The sequence below is a fragment of the Streptomyces sp. Pv4-95 genome (assembly GCF_045782725.1).
Lineage (GTDB): Bacteria > Actinomycetota > Actinomycetes > Streptomycetales > Streptomycetaceae > Streptomyces.
This window is the reverse complement of sequence record NZ_CP127172.1, coordinates 1,920,083-1,942,058: the sequence shown is the minus strand read 5'-3', so window position 1 is coordinate 1,942,058 and position 21,976 is coordinate 1,920,083. Positions and strand designations below refer to the sequence as shown.

General features: G+C 72.9%; 17 protein-coding genes. 9 read left to right on the top strand and 8 right to left on the bottom strand.

Annotation, left to right across the window (positions count from 1 at the left end; all coding sequences use genetic code 11):
- Positions 1–209: 209 nt before the first annotated feature.
- Both QOM21_RS08740 and QOM21_RS08735 read left to right on the top strand, forming a co-directional pair.
- The gene (locus tag QOM21_RS08740; protein WP_407549182.1) at positions 210–425 is read left to right on the top strand and encodes a hypothetical protein; all 216 of its coding nucleotides are present in this window, start codon (positions 210–212) and stop codon (positions 423–425) included.
- 18 nt (positions 426–443) lie between these two features.
- Positions 444–1,271, top strand: a complete 828-nt coding sequence (locus tag QOM21_RS08735) for an acyltransferase family protein (RefSeq protein WP_407549181.1) — start codon at positions 444–446, stop codon at positions 1,269–1,271.
- Here QOM21_RS08735 and QOM21_RS08730 read toward each other — a convergent pair.
- On the bottom strand, positions 1,154–3,943 hold the full coding sequence (locus tag QOM21_RS08730; protein ID WP_407549180.1) for a SpoIIE family protein phosphatase: 2,790 nt from the start codon (positions 3,941–3,943) through the stop codon (positions 1,154–1,156). The two genes, QOM21_RS08735 and QOM21_RS08730, sit on opposite strands and share 118 nt — an antisense overlap.
- A 376-nt stretch (positions 3,944–4,319) precedes the next feature.
- Here QOM21_RS08730 and rsgA point away from each other — a divergent pair, with 376 nt between their 5' ends.
- Together rsgA and QOM21_RS08720 are read left to right on the top strand one after the other, a co-directional pair.
- Positions 4,320–5,480, top strand: coding sequence for a ribosome small subunit-dependent GTPase A (rsgA, locus tag QOM21_RS08725; RefSeq protein WP_407549179.1), 1,161 nt, complete (start codon positions 4,320–4,322; stop codon positions 5,478–5,480).
- Between the two features lie 149 nt (positions 5,481–5,629).
- Positions 5,630–7,159 (top strand): DNA-3-methyladenine glycosylase 2 family protein, encoded by a 1,530-nt coding sequence (locus tag QOM21_RS08720; RefSeq protein WP_407549178.1) that lies wholly within the window; start codon positions 5,630–5,632, stop codon positions 7,157–7,159.
- 71 nt (positions 7,160–7,230) lie between these two features.
- On the opposite strand, the gene QOM21_RS08715 is transcribed toward QOM21_RS08720, so the two are convergent.
- Positions 7,231–7,713, bottom strand: a complete 483-nt coding sequence (locus tag QOM21_RS08715; RefSeq protein WP_407549177.1) for a DUF456 domain-containing protein — start codon at positions 7,711–7,713, stop codon at positions 7,231–7,233.
- 372 nt (positions 7,714–8,085) lie between these two features.
- Between QOM21_RS08715 and QOM21_RS08710 the strand changes: the two genes are divergently transcribed.
- The 3 genes from QOM21_RS08710 (at position 8,086) to QOM21_RS08700 (ending at position 12,724) form a co-directional block, all read left to right on the top strand.
- A complete protein-coding gene (locus QOM21_RS08710) occupies positions 8,086–8,586 on the top strand; it encodes a hypothetical protein (protein WP_407549176.1) in 501 nt (166 codons plus the stop codon).
- Between the two features lie 322 nt (positions 8,587–8,908).
- On the top strand, positions 8,909–10,774 hold the full coding sequence (locus QOM21_RS08705; protein WP_407549175.1) for a protein phosphatase 2C domain-containing protein: 1,866 nt from the start codon (positions 8,909–8,911) through the stop codon (positions 10,772–10,774).
- A 207-nt stretch (positions 10,775–10,981) separates the two neighbouring features.
- The gene (locus QOM21_RS08700; protein WP_407549174.1) at positions 10,982–12,724 is read left to right on the top strand and encodes a pyruvate dehydrogenase; all 1,743 of its coding nucleotides are present in this window, start codon (positions 10,982–10,984) and stop codon (positions 12,722–12,724) included.
- A gap of 22 nt (positions 12,725–12,746) precedes the next feature.
- Here QOM21_RS08700 and QOM21_RS08695 read toward each other — a convergent pair whose 3' ends face one another.
- Positions 12,747–15,893, bottom strand: coding sequence for an alpha-mannosidase (locus tag QOM21_RS08695; RefSeq protein WP_407549173.1), 3,147 nt, complete (start codon positions 15,891–15,893; stop codon positions 12,747–12,749).
- Between the two features lie 315 nt (positions 15,894–16,208).
- Here QOM21_RS08695 and QOM21_RS08690 point away from each other — a divergent pair, with 315 nt between their 5' ends.
- Complete coding sequence (locus tag QOM21_RS08690) at positions 16,209–16,574, top strand: ATP-binding protein (protein ID WP_407549172.1); 366 nt, start codon at positions 16,209–16,211, stop codon at positions 16,572–16,574.
- A gap of 74 nt (positions 16,575–16,648) precedes the next feature.
- Here the strand turns inward: QOM21_RS08690 and QOM21_RS08685 are convergent, their stop codons facing one another.
- The 4 genes from QOM21_RS08685 to QOM21_RS08670 form a co-directional block, all read right to left on the bottom strand.
- Positions 16,649–17,731, bottom strand: coding sequence for a DUF2637 domain-containing protein (locus QOM21_RS08685; RefSeq protein WP_407549171.1), 1,083 nt, complete (start codon positions 17,729–17,731; stop codon positions 16,649–16,651).
- Between the two features lie 286 nt (positions 17,732–18,017).
- Complete coding sequence (locus tag QOM21_RS08680) at positions 18,018–18,530, bottom strand: NUDIX hydrolase (protein WP_407549170.1); 513 nt, start codon at positions 18,528–18,530, stop codon at positions 18,018–18,020.
- A gap of 83 nt (positions 18,531–18,613) precedes the next feature.
- The gene (locus QOM21_RS08675; protein WP_407549169.1) at positions 18,614–18,922 is read right to left on the bottom strand and encodes a hypothetical protein; all 309 of its coding nucleotides are present in this window, start codon (positions 18,920–18,922) and stop codon (positions 18,614–18,616) included.
- 172 nt (positions 18,923–19,094) lie between these two features.
- A complete protein-coding gene (locus tag QOM21_RS08670; protein ID WP_407549168.1) occupies positions 19,095–19,958 on the bottom strand; it encodes a (2Fe-2S)-binding protein in 864 nt (287 codons plus the stop codon).
- A 130-nt stretch (positions 19,959–20,088) separates the two neighbouring features.
- On the opposite strand from QOM21_RS08670, the gene QOM21_RS08665 reads away from it, so the two are divergent.
- Positions 20,089–20,910, top strand: coding sequence for a GntR family transcriptional regulator (locus tag QOM21_RS08665; RefSeq protein ID WP_407549167.1), 822 nt, complete (start codon positions 20,089–20,091; stop codon positions 20,908–20,910).
- A 32-nt stretch (positions 20,911–20,942) separates the two neighbouring features.
- Here QOM21_RS08665 and QOM21_RS08660 read toward each other — a convergent pair whose 3' ends face one another.
- Positions 20,943–21,818 (bottom strand): hypothetical protein, encoded by an 876-nt coding sequence (locus tag QOM21_RS08660; RefSeq protein WP_407549166.1) that lies wholly within the window; start codon positions 21,816–21,818, stop codon positions 20,943–20,945.
- Positions 21,819–21,976 lie beyond the last annotated feature (158 nt).

Here is a 21,976-nt window from a genome sequence, read left to right as displayed (position 1 = left end):
AGGATGGGACCCTTCAATGCGAAACCAGCTGGAGCGCCCTCCCGCGCTACGCGCCTTCACCACCCCGCGTCGCTACGCAACGGGCCGATTCCCCCTGAGACGGTCCTGTCCGGCGACCGCGGCCGCACTCTTGCCATGCATGGGGCAGTTGCAGGAGAGGCCGTACGGCGCCTTCTCCTCATGACGACCGGGCTCCCGCGACCGCACGGGTGAACTCCCCGCTCTCCGGACGAGCCGGCCCCGACCACGACCGGGCCGTCGTCATCGATCACCTCGCCCTCGGCAGGTGGCCGCCGAGCCGCCCTGCGGGTGTACGCACCCTGGGCCCCACCTGGTCCCTGTCGCTGGAGGTGATGTTTTACCTCGTCCTCGTCCTCGACGCGCTCGGCCCGGTGGCGGTACGCGCCTGCCGGCCGCTGCGCTGACGCCGGACGCGGGTGGCCGTGTGCGCGGCCGGGTGCCTGGCGCTGTTCGCGGCGCCGTGTGCCTGGATCGCCACCGCGCAGGGCGTCTTCGGGGTGCCGCACACCGACTGGGCGGTCAATTTCGGACCGCAGGCCAGGTTCGGCGGCTTCGCGGCCGGCATGGGGCCGGCGGTCGCCATGACCGCCCTCGGCGACCGGGGGCGCCTGCGGGTGCGCTCGGCGATACCCCTCGCCACGCTCGCGGCCGCCGGTCTCCACGCCCTCTCGCTCCTCTCCGTACCGGAGAACTTCGCGTTCGCCTTCTACCACCCGCTCGCCTCCGCGCTGTGGCTGCTGCTCTTCAGCACTCTGCACACGCACCGGCGCACCCGATGGAACCGGGTGTTGACGACCCGTTGGCTCACCGCGACCGGGCTCATCAGCTACAGCCTCTTCCTCTGGCACGAGCCGGGCATGCTGCAACTGCACAAGACCGGCCTGCTGCCCACCGGCCAGGCGGGCTTCCCCCTGGCGGTCGCGATCGTCCTGCCGTGGCCGTGCCCACGGCGGTGGCGAGTTACTGGCTCGTCGAATACCCGGCGAGCCTCCTCGGCCGCCTCAAGGACGCCACCGGACGCTCCCGCGAGTGCTATCCGGAGCCGGTCCGCCCGGCCGCGGCGGCGCCCGGTACGGGCCGCGGCTGACGTGCACCGCTGCGGCCCGGCGTCACCCGCGCCGGGCCGCCGCGTTCACAGCGCCGGCTCGTCCCACTGGTCGAGGATGTCCTCGGTGATCCCGGGGCCGGGCTCCTGGTGTCCGGCGTCGAGGCTCTGCTCGGTCCAGATGATCTTGCCGTTCGGGGTGTAGCGGGTGCCCCAGCGGTCGGCGAGCTGGGCCACCAGGAACAGGCCCCGGCCGCCCTCGTCGGTCAGCGCGGCCCGGCGCAGATGGGGCGCGGTGGCGGCACCGTCCGCGACCTCGCAGATCAGCGCCCGGTCGTACAGCAGGCGGACCCGGATCGGCTGGGTGCCGTAGCGGATGGCGTTGGTGATCAGCTCGCTGAGGATCAGCTCGGTGGTGAACCCGATCTCCTCCAGCCCCCACGACTCCAGCCGCCGGCCGCACGCCGCGCGCACCCGCGCGACCGCGGCCGGGTCGGACGGCACGTCCCACTCGGCGACCCGTGCCGGGTCCAGCAGCCGGGTCCCGGCCACCAGCAGCGCGATGTCATCGCTCGGGCGGGTGGGGAGCATGGTGGCGAGGACGGCCGCGCACACTTCCTCCGGGGTGCGGTCCGCGCCGCCGGTCAGGGCGGAGCGCAGCAGCGCGAGGCCGGTGTCGAAGTCGTGCTGACGGCCCTCGACCAGGCCGTCGGTGTACAGCACCAGCCGGGACCCCTCCGGCAGCGGGATCTCCGCGGTCTCCAACGGCAGACTGCCGCCGAGACCGAGCGGGGGCGCCACCGGCACGTCGGGGAACGTGACCGTGCCGTCGGGCAGTACCAGGGCCGGCCCCGGATGGCCCGCCCGGCCGAACGTCGCCCGCCCGTCCACCGGGTCGTAGATGGCGTACAGGCAGCTGGCGCCCGTGATGCCGGCCCGCTCGCCCGACTGTCCCGCACCGTTGTCCTCGCCCGCCCGGTCGGTATCGATGCGGCTGACCAGTTCGTCGAGGTAGCCCAGCAACTCATCGGGCGGCAGATCCAGGGCCGAGAAGTTGTGCACGGCGGTGCGCAGCCGGCCCATGGTGGCCGCGGCGTACAGCCCGTGCCCGACGACGTCGCCGACGACGAGGGCGACCCGGGCGCCGGGCAGCGGGATGAGGTCGAACCAGTCCCCACCGACCCCGGCCTGCGCGGGCAGATAGCGGTGGGCCACCTCCAGGGCGGACTGCTCCGGCAGGACCCGGGGCAGCAGACTGCGCTGGAGGGTGACGGCGGTGGTGTGCTCGCGGGTGTAGCGGCGGGCGTTGTCGATCGAGACCGCCGCCCGGGTGGCCAGCTCCTCGGCGAAGACCAGGTCCTCCTCGTCGAAGCCGTCGGACCCGCCCGAACGCCAGAACGTGGCCAGCCCCAGCACCACCCCGCCGGCCTGGAGGGGAACGCTGATCAGCGAGTGGATGCCGTGTTCCAGCGCCGCGCGGGCCCGCTCGGGATCCTGGGCCCGCCAGCGGTCGGAGTTCCGCAGGTCGCTCTCCGGAACCGGCCGCCCGCGTGCCACCTCCGACGCCATCTCGGTGCCCGGCACGAAGCCGAGCAGCTCGCCCGGCGGGTACAGCGGTGAGTCCTCCGCGAGGCCGCGGACCACCACCCGGTGGGCCTCCTGGTCCGCCCCGGTCGGCCCTTGTCCCCGCAGTACGGCTTCCTTCAACTCCACGGTGACGATGTCGGCGAACCGGGGCACGGTGACCTCGGTGAGCTCCTCCGCCGTGCGCACCACGTCCAGCGTGGTACCGATCCGCATCCCCGCGTCGTAGAGCAGTCGCAGCCGTTCCTGCGCCTCCTCCGCCCGCCCGGCCAGCACCCGCAGGTCGGTGGTGTCCCGCAGCGTCACGGCCGTACCCGAAGGGCCGCCGTACGGGGCGGTGGGCCGGACGTTGACCGCGAGCAGGCGGTCGCCGGCCGGCAGGACCTCGTCGGTGGCCTCCGTCCCGGACGTCAGCAGGGCCAGCAGTCGTGGCTGCAGTCCCAGCTCCTGGACGTGACGGCGCTCGGCGTCCTCGGGCAGGTGCAGCAGGCGTCTGGCCTCGTCGTTGGCCAGAAGCATCCGGCCGTCGCCGCCGACGATCAGCACGCCCTCGCGTACCGCGTGCAGCACCGCGTCGTGGTGGTCGAACATCCGCGTGATCTCGGCGGGGTCCAGGCCGTGCGTCTGCCGCCGCAGCCGGCGGCTCACCAGTGCCGCGCCGCCCGTCGCCAGCGCGAGGGCGCCCGCGGCGGATCCCAGCAGCAGCGGCAGCTGATGCCCCACCCGCTCCTGGGTGTTGCGCACGGTGATCCCGACGGACACCAGCCCGACGACCTTTCCGTCGCGGTCCTTGACGGGGACGGAGGTGTTGACGGCGGGTCCGACGGACGTGGCGAAGGTGCTGGTGGTGGTCTTCCCGGCGAGCCCTTGCCGGTACGAGCCGATGACGTGCTTGCCGATCAGGCTCGGATCGGGGTGCGTCCACCGCAGACCGGTCTTCGCGTCGAAGACGACGATGTAGTCGAGATCGGCCTCCTTGCGCGCCTCCTCCGCCCTCGGCTGGAGCCGTGCGGTGGGGTCGGAGGACTGGATGGCGTCAAGGGTGCCCGGCGCGTGCGCGAAGGCCTGCGCGCCGACGACGGAACGCTGACGGGCCTCTTCCATGCCCGCGCCGCGCGCCTGCAGAACGAGGACCACCACCGCGGCGACGACGAGCACCAGGGCGAGGGCCAGCTGGAGCAGGAAAACCTGACCTGCGACGCTGTGCTCGCTCAGCAGGGAGCGAAGGCGTCGCCTCGGGGAGAGGCGTGCCGACGGGGGGCCGCCACCCTCTCGCCCGAAATTTTCCTTCATACACCATATCTAGCATTGTGTTCAGCTATTGGGTGTTCGGCGGCCGCACGCCACGAGGGCGGGCCTCTCCCGGCGGCCGGAGAAATGGGCGTACGGAACGGCGCCTCAGCCCGGATCCGGGGAACCGGAAATTAATTGCTTGGCGCGGCTGCCCGTGTTCTGTCTATCGTGAGGGCGTTCCGCACGGCGCCAGTTCGGCTGCCGTGCCCGGCTGTTGACGGACCAGGAGGTGTGACCGATGGCTGTTGTTGCGATGGGCGCTGCCCGCACTCACAGGATCATCACTCCCGCTTCCGTGGTCTCCGGCTGAACACACTCCCTTTCTTTCTCCGCGCGTTCCGCGCGGCGCCGGGGCCACCCTTGTGAAGGGTTTCCCTTGAATTTCTCCTCTGCTTCCGCCGTCCCCTCCGCCGCGTCCTCGACGCGCACGCTGGCCTCGTACGGCTGGGACGACGGGTTCGTGGACAGCTTCGCCCCCTTCGCCGGCAAGGGGTTCCTGCCCGGCCGGATCGTGCGCGTCGACCGTGGCAGGGTCGACGCGGTGGTGCCCGCCGGCCCCGCGGACACCGACGGCGTACGGACCGTCCTGGCGGACACCGCGCTGGTGGCGACCGGCGACCCGATGCGGGTGCCGTGCACGGGCGACTGGGCCGTCATCGACCTCGACAACGGCCGTACCGGCGACCACCTGGACGGCGTGGTGCGGGCCCTGCTGCCCAGGCGTACGGCCTTCACGCGCTCCACGTCGTCGAAACGCTCCGAGGGGCAGATCCTCGCGGCCAACGTCGACCACGCGGTGATCGCCGTCTCCTTGGCCGAGGCGCTCGACCTCGGCCGGATCGAGCGGTTCGTGTCGCTCGCCTGGGAGAGCGGGGCGCAGCCGCTCGTGGTGCTGACCAAGGCGGACCTGGTCGCGGATCCGTCCGGGCTCGGGTACCTCGTGGCGGACGCCGGGACCGCGGCGCCCGGGGTGCAGGTCCTCGCGGTGAGCGCCGAGACGGGTGAAGGGATCGAGGTGCTGTCCGCCGCGCTGGCGGGAAGCACCTCGGCGCTGCTCGGCCGGTCCGGCGCGGGGAAGTCGACCCTGGCCAACGCCCTGCTCGGGAAAGAGGTGCAGGAGGTGCAGGCCATCCGGGACCGGGACGGCAAGGGGCGGCACACCACGACGACGCGGGATCTGCTGCCGCTGCCGTGGGGCGGGGTCCTGATCGACACCCCCGGTCTGCGGGGCGTCGGGATGTGGGACGCCGAGGGCGGCCTGGCCCGGACGTTCTCCGATGTCGAGGCGCTGGCCGAGGAGTGCCGTTTCCACGACTGCGCACACGAGTCCGAACCGGGCTGCGCGGTGCAGGAAGCCGTCGCGAGCGGGGCGCTCCCGGAGCGCCGGCTGCACAGCTACCGCAAGCTGCTGCGCGAGAACCAGCGCATCGTCGCCAAGACGGACGTCCGGCTCCGGGCGGAGATCCGGCGCGACTGGAAGCAGAAGCAGGCGCTGGGCCGCCACATGATGGAGCGCAAGCGCGGGCCCCGGGGCTGAGGCGCGCGTGTCCGGGGTTCCGGTGCGGGCCGCCCGCCCGCGCCGGCTCGGATCGCACGATGGGCGGCTCAGTCCTCGACGCGCCCTCCCCGAAGGCCGTGTCCGATTCCCGCCAGCCCTCCTCCTCCGGGCCGCGCACACTGGGTGGTGTGAGGGATGACGAGGCGAGATACGAAGCGGTGTCCAGCAGGGACGCACGATTCGACGGGGAGTTCTTCTTCGCGGTGGTGACGACCGGCATCTACTGCCGGCCCAGCTGCCCCGCGGTCACCCCGAAGCGGGTCAATGTGCGCTTCTTCCCTTCGGCCGCCGCCGCGCAGGGTGCCGGCTTCCGCGCGTGCCGGCGCTGCCGGCCGGACGCCGTCCCGGGCTCCGCGGAGTGGAACGTCCGCGCCGACCTGGTGGGGCGGGCCATGCGGTTCATCGGGGACGGCGTGGTCGACCGGGAAGGAGTCGGCGGGCTCGCCAGGCGGCTGGGATACAGCGCCCGCCAGGTGCAGCGGCAGCTGACCGCCGAACTCGGCGCCGGCCCGGTATCCCTGGCGCGCGCCCGGCGTGCGCACACCGCGCGACTGCTGCTGCAGACCACGGAGCTGCCGGTCACCGAGCTGGCCTTCGCCGCCGGGTTCGCCAGCATCCGGCAGTTCAACGACACCATGCGGGACATCTACGCGGGCACCCCCAGCGAACTGCGGGCGGCGGCCGGACGCGCCGGCGTCGGGCGGCGGACCGTGGGGGGCGAATCGGTCCGGTCCGCGGGTGGCGGAATCGCCCTGCGGCTCGCCTACCGGGGCCCGTACGCCGCGGCCGAGGTGTTCGACTTTCTGCAGGTCCGCGCGGTGCCCGGCGTCGAGGAAACCGCAGGGGCACGCGGCAGCCGCACCTACCGCCGTACGCTGCGGCTCGCCTACGGCAGCGGGATCGCCGAGGTCGACGAGCACGCGGGGGCGCCGCGACGGCGCAGGCCGCCGGCCGGGCTGGTCTGCCCCGCCGAGCGGGGCGCGGACGGCGGCTGGCTGGAGTGCCGGCTGCGGCTGACCGACCTGCGGGACCTGTCCACCGCGGTGCAGCGCCTGCGCAGGCTGTTCGACCTGGACGCCGACCCGTACGCGGTCGCCGAGCGGCTGGGGACGGATCCGATCCTCGGGCCGCTGGTCGCCGCACGCCCGGGGCTGCGTTCGCCCGGTGCCGCGGATCCCGAAGAACTGGCCGTACGGACCGTCCTCGGCGGGCCTCCGGAGCGTGCCGCCGAGCTGGTGCGGGCCTACGGCAAACCGCTGGACGCGCCGGACGGCGGACTCACCCACCTCTTCCCGGCGCCCGGCGACCTCACCGGCGCAGAGGTGCCGGAGCCGGTGCGCGCCCTGTGCGCCGCGCTCGCCGACGGGGCGATCGTGCTGGACGCGGGCGCCGACCGCGACGCCGCCGAGCGGGCACTCGCCGCGCTGCCCGGCGTCGGGCCCCGGTCGGCGGCCGCCATCCGGATGCGCGCGCTGGGGGACCCGGACGTGCCTGCCGCAGAGGCGGCAGCTCCGGAAGGGGCGGCACCGGGCGCGGGATGGCGGCCGTGGGGCGCCTACGCCCTGCATCACCTGTGGCGCGCCGGGCTCCTGCCGGACGGGGAGTTTCCCGAAGCGGATCTGTCGGTGTACGCGCCCGTGGGGGCATCGGCCGGATGACCCGGCTGCCCGGGAGGCATGTGTGAGGCGCGTGGTCCCGTCGGGGCAGCGGTGGTCGCGCGCCGACCCGCTCAGCCCGCGAGGACGACACCCATCCAGGCGCCGAAGATCAGCAGGCAGGCGAACAGTTCCAGCAGCACGCTCAGCCCGATGGTGCGCATGACCGTACGGGTGGAGGACCACGCGTCGCCATGGCTGCCCAGCCGGATGCGCTCCAGGGCGTAGAGCCCGCCCACGCCGCCCAGCACGCACCCCAGGACCGGGAGGACGAAGAAGCCCACGATGCCGGCGACCCCGGCCAGGAAGAGGGTGCGATAGGGCGCCCCGGCGATGCGCAGGTCACGGGCGGGCAGCAGCCACTTGAGGGCCTGGTTGAGGAGCAGGACGCCGGTCGCCGCGATCAGGACCGTCCAGGCGGCGGAGGTCTGCTCGGTCAGGGCCCACCACAGCACACCTGCCCATACGATCAGCGGCCCGGGGATGCCCGGCATCAGCACCCCGAACAGACCGAGCAGCATGACCAGGCCGACTGCGACCAACTGCCACACGCTCATGCGCCGGCCTCACTCCGTTCGGCGGGCGCGCGCTCGCAGCCGTGGGCCGGGGAACGCGCCCGGTGCAGCGTGCCGCCGCTCCCGGCTCGCACACTGCGTTCCCTCATGGCCCAAGCCTGCCGGACGGGGAGCGGTCGCGCCCCTCGGGACCGGGTCGCCCCGCCGGCCCCTGCGGCGCCCGAACGCCTCGGTTCAGGTGGTCCGGCCTCCTGACCTGGGATTCCCGCTTACCATGTCCCGGTCAATTCAACTTGGCGGGGGAACGGGGGAAGAGCGGCAGGCCGAGCGGCCTGCCTGCTTCACCCCGCGGCCGAGGCGCCGCCGCATCCGGTCGGCGCGCTCGACTCAAAGCCACATCTGCGAAGGAACGTCATGCGTTTCCACCGATCACTTGCCACCGTCGGAACCCTTCTCGCCCTGGCGTCGGTTTCCGCCTGCGGCGGTCTGCCCTCCGCGGGTTCGTCCCAGGAGGCCGGGGAGCTCCTGAAGTCAACGCTCGGCTGCGAGAGCATCGACATCGCCTCGCCCCGGGAGGTGCAGCAGGTGCGGGCGATGGGCCTCACCGGCGTCAACGGCGGCGGTGAGTGCGAGGATCCGGCGGGTGGCGACGGTGACGTCGACTTCCTCACCGTCGAGGACATGGAGGCGTTCCAGACCGCCGTCAAGGGGGACGAGGACGAACAGGACGACCTGATGGTCGGCGACGACTTCGCCGTGGACCCGAGCAGCGACGACCAGCGGCGCTCTCTTCTCGACGCCGGGCTGCTGTTCCTCAACTGCACCCCGAACTTCACGGCACCGGAGGGCAGTACGTCCGAGGACGGCGCCGTCGAGGGATGCACGACGACCGACTACGCGGAGGATCTCGACTGAGGTCCCGCCGACGGATCCGCGCGGAAGACGTCCGCGCGGATCCGTTCCGCGTTCGCGGACGACAGGGGCGGGTGTCCGTTCGCGGGAGACCGGGGCGCACCCGTTCGGGGACGACCGGGTGCGGGCGCGCTCAGGGAAGCGCTGTAACTTCCCTTCTCTGCACCGGACTTGAGAGTCTCCGTCCGCGTCATCGCCCGCGCAGTCGTCCCCGTCACCGGCGGCGTAGGGCGCTCGGACGGGAACGCGTGCGGGGTGGCCGGCCCATGGGTGTTGCTCTTTCGCGCCCTGTTGACGCTGCGGCCATCCATGGACAATACGGCCCATGAACCAGCAGGGGGCACCACGCGGCCACGAGGACGACTGGTGGCGGCGGTTGTACGGAGACGAAGACGACGACGGCGGGGGGAGAGGGGGCCGGGGCCTCGGCCGGGCACGGGACACCGGGCCGTCCGAGGCCCCCGACTCCCTCGAAGACCGGGTCAACTCCGCGCTGCGGACGGTGGGTTCCTCGCAGACGGCCGCCAGAAGACCGGCGGAACGGGGAGCGCGGGCGGACCAGCCGGCCCCGGCGGAACCGCACGACCTAGGGGATCTGGGGGATCTGGGGGATCCACTGGACCCGGTGGACCCGGTGGACCCGGCGGGACCGGAGGACGGACGGGGCCCGGATGGTCCGGGGGACCTTGAGGGCCTCGGGGATCCGGCGGACCTGGCGGACCTGGAGGACCCGGGTGGGCTCGTGGATCCCCCGGACCCCGACGGTCGGGCCGACGCGGCCGGCCCGGGACCGGCGAGCGAGCGATCCACGGAGCGGCACCCGGCGTCCCGGGCCTCCGCGGCGCCCGCTTCCACGGAGGGCAAGTCCTGGGAGCCGACCCCGTGGGAGCCGACGCCCTGGGAACCACCCCGCCGGAGCTCGACGCCGCGCCCCTCTCGCCCGTCGGCCCCGATTCCGCTGCAATCCACCGGCCCGGGCTCGCGCGGGAGCGCGCCGACGCCCACGGCACCGACGCCGCCGGCCCCCGCAGCTGCCGACTCGTCCGACGCTCCGGAGGACACTCCACCCGACACACCGTCGTCAGGCCCCGCGGCCGGGAATGCGGCCCCACCTGAGCCGGAGCCGTCGGGACGGCCTGCGTCGGGCCCCGCGGCCCGGATTCCGGCCCCGCCTGAGCCGGAGCCGTCGAAACGGCCGGCGTCGGCGGCCGCGGCCCGGAACGGCACCTCGTCCCAGCCGCCTCCGTCGCCGCTGACCGCCGACCACCGCCCCACCCGCGACCGGCACCCCGCGTACGACCCCGAACCGCTCACCCTGCCCACCGCCGACCCCGCCGCGCTCGACGAGCTGGTGCCCGACACCGCGCTGGACGGCGCCCGCTACGGCGCGCTGACCCTCCGGGCCGTATCGCAGCGCGGGGAGGACGGCCGCTATCGCGGCGACCCCCGGCGCGATGCCCTGCTCACCGCCCGCTTCGGCACGGGACGGCACGCCCTGATCCTCGTCGCGATGGCCTCCGGCCGGCCGGACATCGAGGGTTCGCACCGCGCCGCCCGCGACGCCTGCGCCTGGATCGGGGGCGCGGTCGGCCGCAGCTACACCCGTCTGTCCGACGACATCCGCACCGACCACCGCGGGGCCCTGAAGTCCGGCCTCCAGCGGCTCACCGACCGCAGCTACGGCAAGCTGCGTGGCCGGGCGGCCGAGCTGGGCGCGGAGCCGGAGGAGTACACCGCCGCATTGCGCTGCCTGCTGCTGCCGGCCGACCCCGAGTGCGGAACCCGGGTGTTCTTCGGCGTCGGCGGGGGCGGACTGCTCCGGCTGCGCGACGGCGCCTGGCAGGACCTGGAGCCCGCCGCGACGGACACGGATGTGTACGACGCGCCGCCGGGCCACGGCACCGGGCAGCACGGGAACGCGTGGGGCGGCTCCTACGCCTCCGACGCCGCGGCGCGACCGGCCCCCTTCCTCTTCCGGGCGTGCACGGCCCGGCCGGGGGACGCCCTGCTGCTCTGCAGCGCCGGAATGGCGGAGCCGCTGGCAGCGCAGCCTTCGTGGGCCGCCCGGCTGGCCGCGGCGTGGCGCGACGGACGGCCACCCGGTCCGGCCGCCTTCCTCGGGGATATGCAGTACCCGGCAGAGGGGCACACGAAGGACCGGACCGCGGTGGGGGTCTGGGAGATCCCCTAGGGCGTGTCCGCAGGGACCTGTCGTCCGCCAGGAGGATCCGCCGCACGGGGGACACCGGAGGCGAAGCCGGGCCGCGCGTGGGTTCATGGGAGGCGGCGAGCCCGTACCCCGCCCGATACGGCCCCGGCGGTACGCCAACCGCCGCTACGCCCGCCGGCGCGCGCCCGTGCGTCTTCCCCCGTCCGCCACTTGAGGAGCGACAGCGACATGGCGAAGCAGACCGTTGCCGAACAGTTCGTGGACATCCTGGTGCGCGCGGGGGTGCAGCGGCTCTACGGTGTCGTCGGCGACAGCCTGAACCCGGTGGTGGACGCCATCCGCCGCAACCGCGCGATCGACTGGATCCAGGTCAGGCACGAAGAGGTCGCGGCCTTCGCGGCCGGGGCGGAGGCACAGCTCACCGGCAAGCTCGCGGCCTGCGCCGGCTCCTGCGGCCCGGGGAACCTCCACCTCATCAACGGGCTCTACGACGCGCACCGCTCGATGGCACCGGTCCTCGCCCTCGCCTCGCACATCCCCTCCAGCGAGATCGGCACCACCTTCTTCCAGGAGACGCATCCCGACCGGCTGTTCACCGAGTGCAGCCACTACAGCGAGCTGATCTCCAGCACCAAGCAGATGCCGCGGGTGCTGCAGACGGCGATCCAGCACGCCGTCGGGCAGAGCGGGGTCGCCGTCGTCGCACTGCCCGGAGACATCGCCGCGGAGCAGGCCCCCGAACGGCCCGTCGAGCACGCGATGGTCACCTCGCGCCCGTCGGTGCGCCCCGGAGACGCCGAGATCGACCAGCTGGCCCGCATGATCGACGCGGCGGACAAGGTCACGCTGTTCTGCGGCAGCGGCACCGCGGGCGCACACGCCGAGGTGATGGAGTTCGCGGAGCGGGTGAAGTCCCCGGTCGGGCACGCGCTGCGCGGCAAGGAGTGGATCCAGTACGACAACCCCTACGACGTCGGGATGAGCGGGCTCCTCGGCTACGGCGCGGCCTACGAGGCCACCCACGAGTGCGATCTGCTGCTCCTGCTCGGCACGGACTTCCCGTACAACGCGTTCCTGCCCGACGACGTGACCATCGTCCAGGTCGACGTGCGGCCCGAGCACCTGGGCCGGCGCACCAAGCTCGACCTCGCCGTCTGGGGCGACGTCCGCGAGACGCTGCGCTCCCTGACGCCGAAGGTGCGGCCCAAGCCCGACCGCAAGTTCCTCGACCGGATGCTGAAGAAGCACGCCGACGCGCTGGAGGGTGTGGTCAGCGCCTACACCCGCAAGGTCGACAAGCACGTTCCCATCCACCCCGAATACGTCGCCTCGCTCCTGGACGAGGAGGCCGCGGACGACGCGATCTTCACGGTCGACACCGGCATGTGCAATGTCTGGGCGGCCCGCTATCTCACCCCCAACGGCCGTCGGCGGGTGATCGGTTCGTTCAGCCACGGCTCGATGGCCAACGCACTGCCGCAGGCGATCGGCGCGCAGTTCCTCGACCGGGGGCGGCAGGTCGTCTCCCTGTCGGGCGACGGTGGATTCTCCATGCTGATGGGCGACTTCCTCACCCTGGTGCAGTACGACCTGCCGGTGAAGGTGGTGCTGTTCAACAACTCCTCGCTGGGCATGGTGGAGCTGGAGATGCTGGTGTCCGGACTGCCCTCGTACGGCACCACCAACCACAACCCGGACTTCGCGGCCATCGCCCGCGCGGCCGGTGCGCACGGCGTGCGGGTGGAGAAGCCCAAGCATGTGCGCGGGGCGCTGCGCGACGCGTTCAAGCACAAGGGCCCGGCGCTGGTAGACATCGTCACCGACCCCAACGCCCTGTCGATCCCGCCGAAGATCAGCGCGGAGATGGTGTCCGGCTTCGCGCTCTCGGCGGGCAAGATGGTGCTGGACGGCGGGGTCGGCCGCATGCTTCAGATGGCCCGCTCCAACCTGCGCAATATTCGGCCTATGTGACGAGAGGCCATGAATATGTGTCCTACCGATGCTGCGGACGCAGTCGCAGCGTCAGGATCTGGAACGGTCGCAGCTCGACGGTCACGTCGGAGGTCACCCCTTCCTCCTCCTCGTGCAGCGGCCGCTCCAGCAGATCGGTGACGGTGACCTGCTCGACGGCGAAACCGGGGGAGAGGGTGCCGGTGGCGCGGCCCCCACGGGATTCGTAGAGCCGTACCACCACGTCGCCGCTGCGATCCTCGGCCAGCTTCACCGACTCGACGGTGATCGCCGGATGGTCGACGCGGATCAGCGGATCCGGAGCCGGGACCGCAGCCGGGACCGGAGCTGTCGGGGAGCCCGGCCCCACGGCGGCGGCCCGGAGGGGAAGGTTGAGGGCCAGGCCCTCGGCGACCGCGTCGCCGACCTCGGCGCCCGGCAGCAGCGCGTAGGTGAACCGGTGCGTGCCCTGGTCGGTCTCCGGGTCGGGGCTGTGCGGTGCGCGCAGCAGTGTCAGCCGGACCGTGGTGCCGAGGCCGTGGTCATGGGGTGCCCGGGTGACGTCGTGGCCGTACGTCGAGTCGTTGAGCAGCGCGACGCCGTAGCCCGGTTCGGCGACCCGCAGCCAGCGGTGCGCGCAGATCTCGAACCGGGCCGCGTCCCAGCTGGTGTTGGCGTGCGTGGGGCGGTGCACATGCCCGAACTGCACCTCTGAAGCGGACCGTTCGGCGTGCACATCCAGAGGGAAGGCGGCCTTGAGGACCTTCTCCGACTCGTGCCAGTCGATGTCGGTGGTGATGTCGACGCGCCGCGAGCCGGCCCGCAGCGTCACCTCCTGGGTGATCCGGGAGGCGCCGAACGCCCTGGTCACCCGCACCGTGGCGGACAGCGGGCCGGGCGCCACGAGGTCGACGGACTCGGCATCGGTCAGATCGGTGTGCCGGTTGCGGTAGTGCCGGTCGAGGTCCCAGGCGTCGTAGCGGTTGGGATGGTCGGGGTGGAGCTGGAGGAGATTGCCCCGTGCGCCCGGCGCCAGTACCTCACGCCCCGCGGTGAGGTCGCGGACGGACGTCAGCAGCCCGTCGGAGTCGACGCGCAGCCGCAGCAGGCCGTTGTCGAGGGTGACGGTGCCGCCGTCGCTGTCCGCGCGCACGGGCGCCGGCGCGTGACCGTTCGTCTCGGCGCCGACGACGGCCGCCCCGAGGGCGGGCACGTGAACCGCGACGGCGGTGCGCCCGCCGGGTGTCGGCACCTCGACGACCTCGTCCCGCGCGTACGGCGAGGCGTTGAAGAGCGTCAGACCCTCCGCGGCGCCCGCCGGTTCGCCCGCCGCCCCCAGCGCCGCGAGTGCGGCCTCGGTCAGCGCGGTCAGCTCCGCCTCGACGGCGGCGTACGTGGCGCGGGCCTCCCGGTGGACCCAGGCAATGGACGAGCCGGGCAGGATGTCGTGGAACTGATGCAGCAGGACGGTTTTCCACAACCGGTCCAGTGCGTCGTACGGATAGGCGTACGCGCCCGTGGTGCCTGCCCGCACCGCGGCCGTGGCAGCCCACAACTCCGCCTCCCGCAGCAGGTGTTCACAGCGCCGGTTGCCCTGCTTGGTCTTCGCCTGCGAGGTGTACGTGCCGCGGTGGAACTGCAGATACAGCTCCCCCGACCAGACCGGCGCGGCCGCACCGTACTCCTCGTGGGCCGCCGCGAAGAACCGGGACGGCGGCTCGATCGCGACGGTGGGCGAGCCCTCCAGGGAGCGCAGCCGCCGGGCCCGCTCCAGCATCTCGCGGGTCGGGCCGCCCCCGCCGTCGCCCCAGCCGAACGGCACCAGGGAGCTGGTCGCCCGCCCCTTGTCGGCGAAGTTTCGCTCGGCGTGGGCGAGTTCACGGGCATGGAACTGGGAGTTGTAGGTGTCGACCGGCGGGAAGTGCGTGAAGACGCGGGTGCCGTCGATGCCCTCCCACCAGAAGGTGTGGTGCGGCATCTTGTCGGTCTGGTTCCACGACAGCTTCTGCGTCAGGAACCACTTCACCCCGGCCAGCCGCGCCAGCTGCGGGAACGCCGCCGTGTAGCCGAACGAGTCCGGCAGCCAGATCTCCTCGGTATCCACCCCCAGCTCCTCCAGGAAGAACCGCTTGCCGTGCACGATCTGCCGCGCCAGCGCCTCACCCCCGGGCATGTTGGCGTCCGACTCCACCCACATCGAGCCGACCGGCGCCCAGTTCCCCGCCCGCACCGCTTCCTTGATGCGCTCCCAGATGTGCGGCTGGTTGTCCCTGACCCACGCGTACTGCTGCGCCTGTGAACACGCGAACACCAACTCCGGGTATTCCTCGGCGAGTTGCGTCACATTGGCGAAGGTGCGGGACGCCTTGCGCACCGTTTCCCGCAGCGGCCACAGCCAGGCCGAGTCGATATGGGCGTGTCCGGCGGCCGACACCCGGTGCGCGCTCGCACTGGCCGGACGGCTCAGCACCTCGGTGAGCTCGGCCCGTCCCGCGGCCGCCGTACCGGAGACGTCGTGCAGGTCCAGCGCGTCCAGCATGTTCTCCAGCGCCCGCAGGATCTCGTGCCGCCGCGGCCGGTCGGCGGGCAGCTCGTGCATCAGCTCGGAGAGCACCTCGATGTCGAGGATCAGCTGCCAGACGGTCTCGTCGAGCACCGCCAGATCCGCCGAGGCGAAGCGGTACAGCGGCCGGTCCGGCGCGGTGGTGACGTCGCCGAGCGAGGTGGGCCGGAAGTTCCGCAGCACCGCGGGGTTCGCGGCAGCCTCCAACAGCAGGCGCACGTCCTCACCACCGTGCGCCGGGGCGCCGACGGGGACGTGCCGGTTGCGCGGATGGATGCCCTTGAGGGGGACGCCGCCGGCGTCGTGGACCAGCCCCTCCGCCTGGAACCCCGGCCCGTCGCCGCTGAACCCGGGGTCGATGACGGCCTCCACCCGCAGCCCCGCCCACTCCTGCGGCACCTCGCCCGCCAGCCGGAACCAGCTCGTCGACCAGGGCGAACCCCACGCGTCGCCCACTGCGAACGGCTCGTACCGGGCCTGCAACGCCTCCCGTACCGGCACCGGCTCGCCCGGCACATGCCATGCGGTGAGGCGCAGCGGCACCCGCGCCCCGTACTGCGCGGGCCTGATGAACTGCCCCAGCGCCCTCTCCAGGCGCCCCTCCACCAGCAGTCGGTCGTCGTGCACAGCGGCTCCTCACGCTCGTACGGAACACGTCCCAGGCGTGTCACCGCCAGGCATACCCACTGGCGGCCGGATCGGCCCACCCGGCGCGCGGAAGCCGTGCCCCCGCCCGGCCGAACGCCGAAGCATGGCGCCCGGCCCGTTGGGCATGCATGACCGTGAGGCTGTTCGAGGAAGAGCGCCGATGGTTCGTTCGGGGCGGGGGAGAGAATGCGTCAGCCTGTGCGGCGCGAGGAACGGGACAGACGACACGAAACGACCGACCGGAGCCGGCGAGGGGCGTTATCCACGCCCCCTCCGCGGACGCTGGAACGCAAGGTGCGGCCCGCGGACCTGCGTGCGGTCGGCGAGGTGCGCCACGAGCTGCGGCAGTTGCTCAGCCGCTGGGCGCCGCCGGGCAGCGGCGAACTCGAGGAGGTCGCGACGCTGCTCACCAGCGAACTCGTCACCAACGCACTGGTGCACGCCAAGGGCGGCGCCGTCGTCACCGCGACGCTCACCGACCGGCTGCGGGTGGAGGTACGCGACTTCGTCTCGCGTCGGCCCGAACCCCGGGCGCCGACCACCGACGGCACCTCCGGCAGGGGACTGATGCTGGTGCGCTCCTTGGCCGACGCGTGGGGAATACGGTCCCACGGCGTCGGCAAGAGCGTGTGGTTCGAACTGGGCGGCGGACCGGCCTGACGGGCCTTGGGGAATGCTTGGCCGGCACGGTCCGCCACCAGGACGGCGAGGGCGGGACGGAGCGTGGTCACCGCCTAGCCGAATTGCCGTTCGATCTGGGCGAGTTTCTCCTCCAGGGAGTCCAGCCGGGGCAGGGTCTGGGTGTCGTCCTCTGCGGTGAGGTCCACGGTCAACCGGGACTCCGCCGCTGCCGCGTTCGCGGCGGCCTCAGCGGCGGATACGGCCTTGAGGGCCGGGCGGGAGCGCACCGGCAGTTCCCCTGCGGAAAGCGGCTGGGACCCGGCTATGGCAGAGTCCTGACCGGCCATCTCCGCAGCCGTGGCGCCCTGCGTCACCGCCAGCCTGCCGCCGCCCCGGCCGATGCCCCAGGAGCGGTGCTGCCGGTTGATGGCCTTGATCCTGGCCCGGTCGAGCTTGCCCTGCTCACGCCTGCGGTGACGGCTCTGCTCCTTCTCCCGGCGATCCTCCCGCACCTCCTCGACGGCCTCGTCCAGTGTCCGCACGCCCTCCAGCAGCATCAGCGACCACGCCGCGAAGGTCTCGCGGGGAGCGCGCAGCCAGCGCACGATCCGGATCTGCGGCAACGGACGGGGCACCAGGCCCTGTTCGCGCAGCGCCGCCCGGCGGGTCTGCTTCAGCGCACGGTCGAAGAGGACCGCGGCCGACAGCGACATCCCGGCGAAGAACTGCGGCGCGCCCGCGTGGTCCAGCCCCCGGGGCGCGTGCACCCAGTTGAACCAGGCCGCGGCACCGGCGAACGTCCACACCAGCATGCGGGAGCCGAGCGCCGCGTCGCCGTGGCTGGCCTCGCGCACCGCGAGCACGGAGCAGAACATAGCGGCGCCGTCGAGCCCGAAGGGCACCAGATACTCCCAGCCCCCGGAGAGGTTGAGGTTCTGGACGCCGAAGCCCACCAGGCCGTGGAAGGACAGCGCGGCGGCGACCGCCGCACAGCAGAACAGCAGCAGATACGAGGCCGAGGCGAAGATGGCCTCCTTGCGCCGCCGGCGCTCCTCGCTGCGCTCCCAGGAGTCCTCGCCACCGGACCGGGCCGCCGCGCGCTTGCCACGCAGAACCAGCGCCACGGCCCCCAGGACCCCGGCGAACATCAGGACGGCCGGAATCAGCCAGTCCAGCGATATGTCGGTCATCATCATTCTGGGATCCCTTGCCTCGCGTACGCGGTTTCGCGCGACATCTTTACGGAAGCCGCTGCTGTAACCGAGGCATTCTGAACAAGAGGACGCCAAGGGGTGCGAGGAAGCCACCCGGTGTCGAACGACCGTTCCTCATGACGGAGTTGAGTTCGAGAGAGATCGCTCTTCCGGGTGGCGTGGAGCTCGGGGCGCGGCGCCGGGTGAGGGTCCATGCCTGTGCGACGGCCCGTCAGGTGCAGGCTCGGGCGTGTCCAAGTGGGCGTGGCGACTGTGTTTCGCGGATGGCTCAGCAGTCGCCCAGCTGAACGTCAGCGAGGGGGGAGGTCACCCGACGTCGCACCCGCCAGGGGCCGTCCGGTGCCAGGGCGTCCAGGACGGCCGGCAGCTGAGGCGGTTCGACCGGATCCGGGAGTGAAGCCAGGCCCGACCACACCACCCAGGCGTGCGTGTCCAGGTTGGCTTGCTCATCGGGGAGCAGGCCCGTTCGTACCAACGTCGGCTGTTCTTCGGCGAAATGAGCCATGAAGAACAGCTCCTGCCCCACGTACCGCCTGCCGTTCCACCGCACGTCGCGTTCGACGGGCACCGACCGGTCGGCGACCGCGTCCGGGGACAGGCCCGTTTCCTCGGAGAGTTCGCGTCGTGCCGCCTCCAGCGGTGTCTCGCCGGGCTCTATGCCGCCGCCGGGCGGTTCCCACAGGCATGTCCCGGCAAGCGGATCACGCCAACGCAGCAGGAGCACGCGGTGAGCGACGTCCAGGCAGATCACCCGCACAGCGGGGCGATGCGTCGTCTCCATCGCCTCAATCCTTCCGTCGAACCGGCCGGCCGTGCGCTCAACTCACAGCGTATGTCGGTGGTTTGACGGCACTCACTCGGCTTTTAGGAGCTGACTGCCCAGAGGAGGGTGATGGCGCCTGTGAATCCGGCGATGCCGAAGGCCGTTCCGGCGATGGCGGTCCACAGGCGGCCGGTGCCGTGGCGGGCGTAGTGGATGCCCGCTGCGCCGAGGGTGACGGCGAGGCCCCCGGCGATGATCGTCAGGGGGAAGGCGCCGAGGGTGAGTGCGGGCGCCCACGCGCCCACGGCGGAGAGCACGCCGAGGAGGAGTGCGGTGGGGCCCAGGGCGACGGCGGGTGTTTCGGTCCGGTAGGGCGCGGTCGTGGTGGTGGTCGTGGTCGACTCGGGCATGATCCGGTCCCCCTCTTTTTGAACGTGTTCAAAATATGAGCCGATCGTACCGGCAGGGATGCGCCGGGATGGGTCGGGGTACGGCGAAGCCCCCGACCCGCGGGCGGGGTCGGGGCAGGGCGTCGCGGGTGGAACCTGTCACCGGGGCTGGCCTGGCGGCCCCGTGGCGTGGTCAGGCGGAGTCGGTGAGCCGCTTGATGCGGTCCGCGTCGCAGGTGCGGGGGCAGGTGCCGCAGGTGTCCTCGGGGCGCAGGGTGTAGAACATGCAGCAGCTGGCGCGGTCCCGGGTCGGCAGCGCCTCGCCGCGTGGGCCGGTCAGTTCGCGGAACGCGGCACCTCCGACGTACGGAGTGGTGGCGCCGGGCAGCAGAAGCCGTGCCTCGGCCACCGCGCGTGCCTCGTCGCCCAGCAGGTGCCCGATGTACCAGAGGCCCTCGACGATCTCGTCGGTCGCCATGCCCCATAGGGCGCGGGGGCCGCGCCGCAGTCGTGGACGGAAGCCGTCCAGCACCGGCGACAGATGCTCGGCGACCGCTTCCCGGACCTCGGCGCGCAGCGCTTCCTCGTCCGGAACCACCCGTGCACCGGGCAGCGCCGCCGCCGGGTCGTCCGGAAGGCAGGCGAAGGAGCGAACGCGCACCGCCATCCGGCCCAGCTCGCGCTGGAAGGACACGTCCTGCACGGGCAGTCGGGGGACGCGGCGGTGCAGGAACCACGGGATGGTGATCAGCAGGCAGGCGGGCCAGGCGTAGCGGTGCAGTGCGAAGCTCGCGACGACGTCCGGCCGGGCGGCTTGTCCGTAGTCCTTCAGGACCTGCGCGTCGTCCCAGGCCAGGAACGCGTCCAGGGTCTCACCGCCGGCCGCGAGACCGGCCGCGCACACCCAGCCGTCGCCGCTGGGCGGGGCGGCGTCCCACTCCGTGATGCGCAGGCCGGGGAACACCTCTGTCAGCCGTGCATAGGCCCCGGCGACGGGCTGGATGACGGGCTGGACGACGGGCTGCGCGAGGGGCGGGGCGGCGAGGGCAGGAGTCATTGCGGGAGACCACCGAATCGCGATCGTTAGCAGGTAAGCCTTACCTTACCGGAAGTCTTACCCGCGTCCACCGAGGTGTGAACCGCCGTCGTCGGCGCCTATGGTGCTGGGGACGTCAGGAGGAACCGCCATGGAGCAGGGCACAGCGGAACAGCAGCCGCGAACAGGGGCGTGGCTGCCCGCACGGGCCGGCACCGCCGCGCCGTACGGCGACCATGTCGTGCACGAGCGCGCCGTCCATGAGCGCGACGTTCCGGACCCCGCCGTCCCCGGCCCGTCGCCGGTGGCCGCGCCCACCGGGCCGCGGGTGCCCGCGCAGGCGCCACGGCCGCAGCGGTACTCCGTCCGCGGCCAGGTGCTGACCGCGCTGCGCCAGGCCCTGCTCAGCGGCGAGCTGGCGCCCGGCGAGCTCTACTCCGCCCCCGCGCTCGGCGAGCGCTACGGCGTCTCCGCGACCCCCGTCCGCGAAGCCATGCAGCAGCTCGCGGGCGAGGGCGCCGTCGAGGTCGTGCCCAACCGCGGCTTCCGGGTCTGCGAACGCAGCCCCCGCGACCTCGCCGAGCTGGCGGAGGTCCGCTCCATGCTGGAGGTTCCGGCGGTCGTCCGGCTGGCCAGGGCGCTGCCGCCCGCGCGCTGGGAGGAGCTGCGCCCGCTTGCCGCGGCGGGCGTCACGGCCGCCGCCCACGGCGACCGCGCCGGCTACGCCGAGGCCGACAGGGTCTTCCACCACGCGCTCGTCTCGTTCACCGGCAACCGCCATCTCGTGCAGGCCACCGACGACCTGCTGCGCCGCACCCAGTGGCCGGCCGGCGGGGCCCGGCTGCGTACGGCCGATCTGCTCGCCGACGCATCCGAGCACACGGCGCTGCTGGACGCGTTGATCGCCCAGGAGTACGCGGTCGCCGAACGCATCGCCCGCGCCCACCTCTCGGTGGCGCGCCACCCGCACTGACCGGCCCCCGCCGGCCGGCGCGGGGCCCGGGCTCAGCCGGGCAGCAGCTCCGTCAGCGGAACCGCCGCGGCATCGGCCGCGGGCCGGGAGAGATACAGCTCCGCGTGGTAGAAGCCGTCGTCCTCCTTGCCGGCGATGGACAGTCCGTGCCCGGCCAGCGCGGTGAAGGCCGCCTGCCGCTCGCCGTCGTCGGCGAACCGCCGCTGGCGGAACGTCCGCGTGGTGCACTTCTCCGTCACCAGCCCCGCGCGGGCGAGCAGATCCGAGACCGGTCGGTAGGACACGGTGCGCAGGACGAACGCCGCGACCCAGGGCGGCGACGACACGCAGTCGAAGAGCCGGGCGAAGGTGCGTGCGGTGATGTAGCCGACGCCGCCGGTGACGGTGATCAGGTCGGTGCCGGCCAGCGCCCGCCGCAGCGCCGCGCTCGGCTCGTCGTGTTCGAGGTTCTCCGCGAAGCCGTGGTCGAGCAGGCCGACCTTCTGTGCGTAGTCGACCGCGTGCTCCGCCGCGTCGATGCCGATCACCCGGGCGGCTCCCGGCCGTCGCCTGGTGGCGAAGAACGTACCGTCCTCACGGGCGAGTTGACGGGTCTGCGGCACTCCGGTGCCGTGCGCCGTGTACCGGTCGTAGAGATCGCCGAGCGAGAGCCGGTGGTTGAGCAGCGCCGCGTTGACCCCGTATGAGCAGCAGAGGTCGACGACATCGAGCGGTGCGCGGTCGGCCCTGCACCGCTGCAGCGTCTCGGCGACGGCGCGGAACACCGCCTGGCCGTGGTGCGGAATCTGGTAGTCCAGGGGTTGCAGAGTGGTGAAGTAACGCCGGGGATCAGGGCAGTTGTAGATCGCCTCGAAATCCGCCTTGCCCCAGTCGGATCCAGCGGTCGTGTTGATCGCTCCTGCTGCCACGAATGGGCCTCCTGAAAGGCTCTGTCAACGGGGGGAACCGGCTGGTCCCGGACCAGCATCCAGGCCCCGCCACCGCCTCACAGTGCGACTTGCGGCCATTCTCGGGGCGCGTGGGACGGGCGCCCGCGGCGTCGCCCCGCGTCAATCAGGGGCCGCCC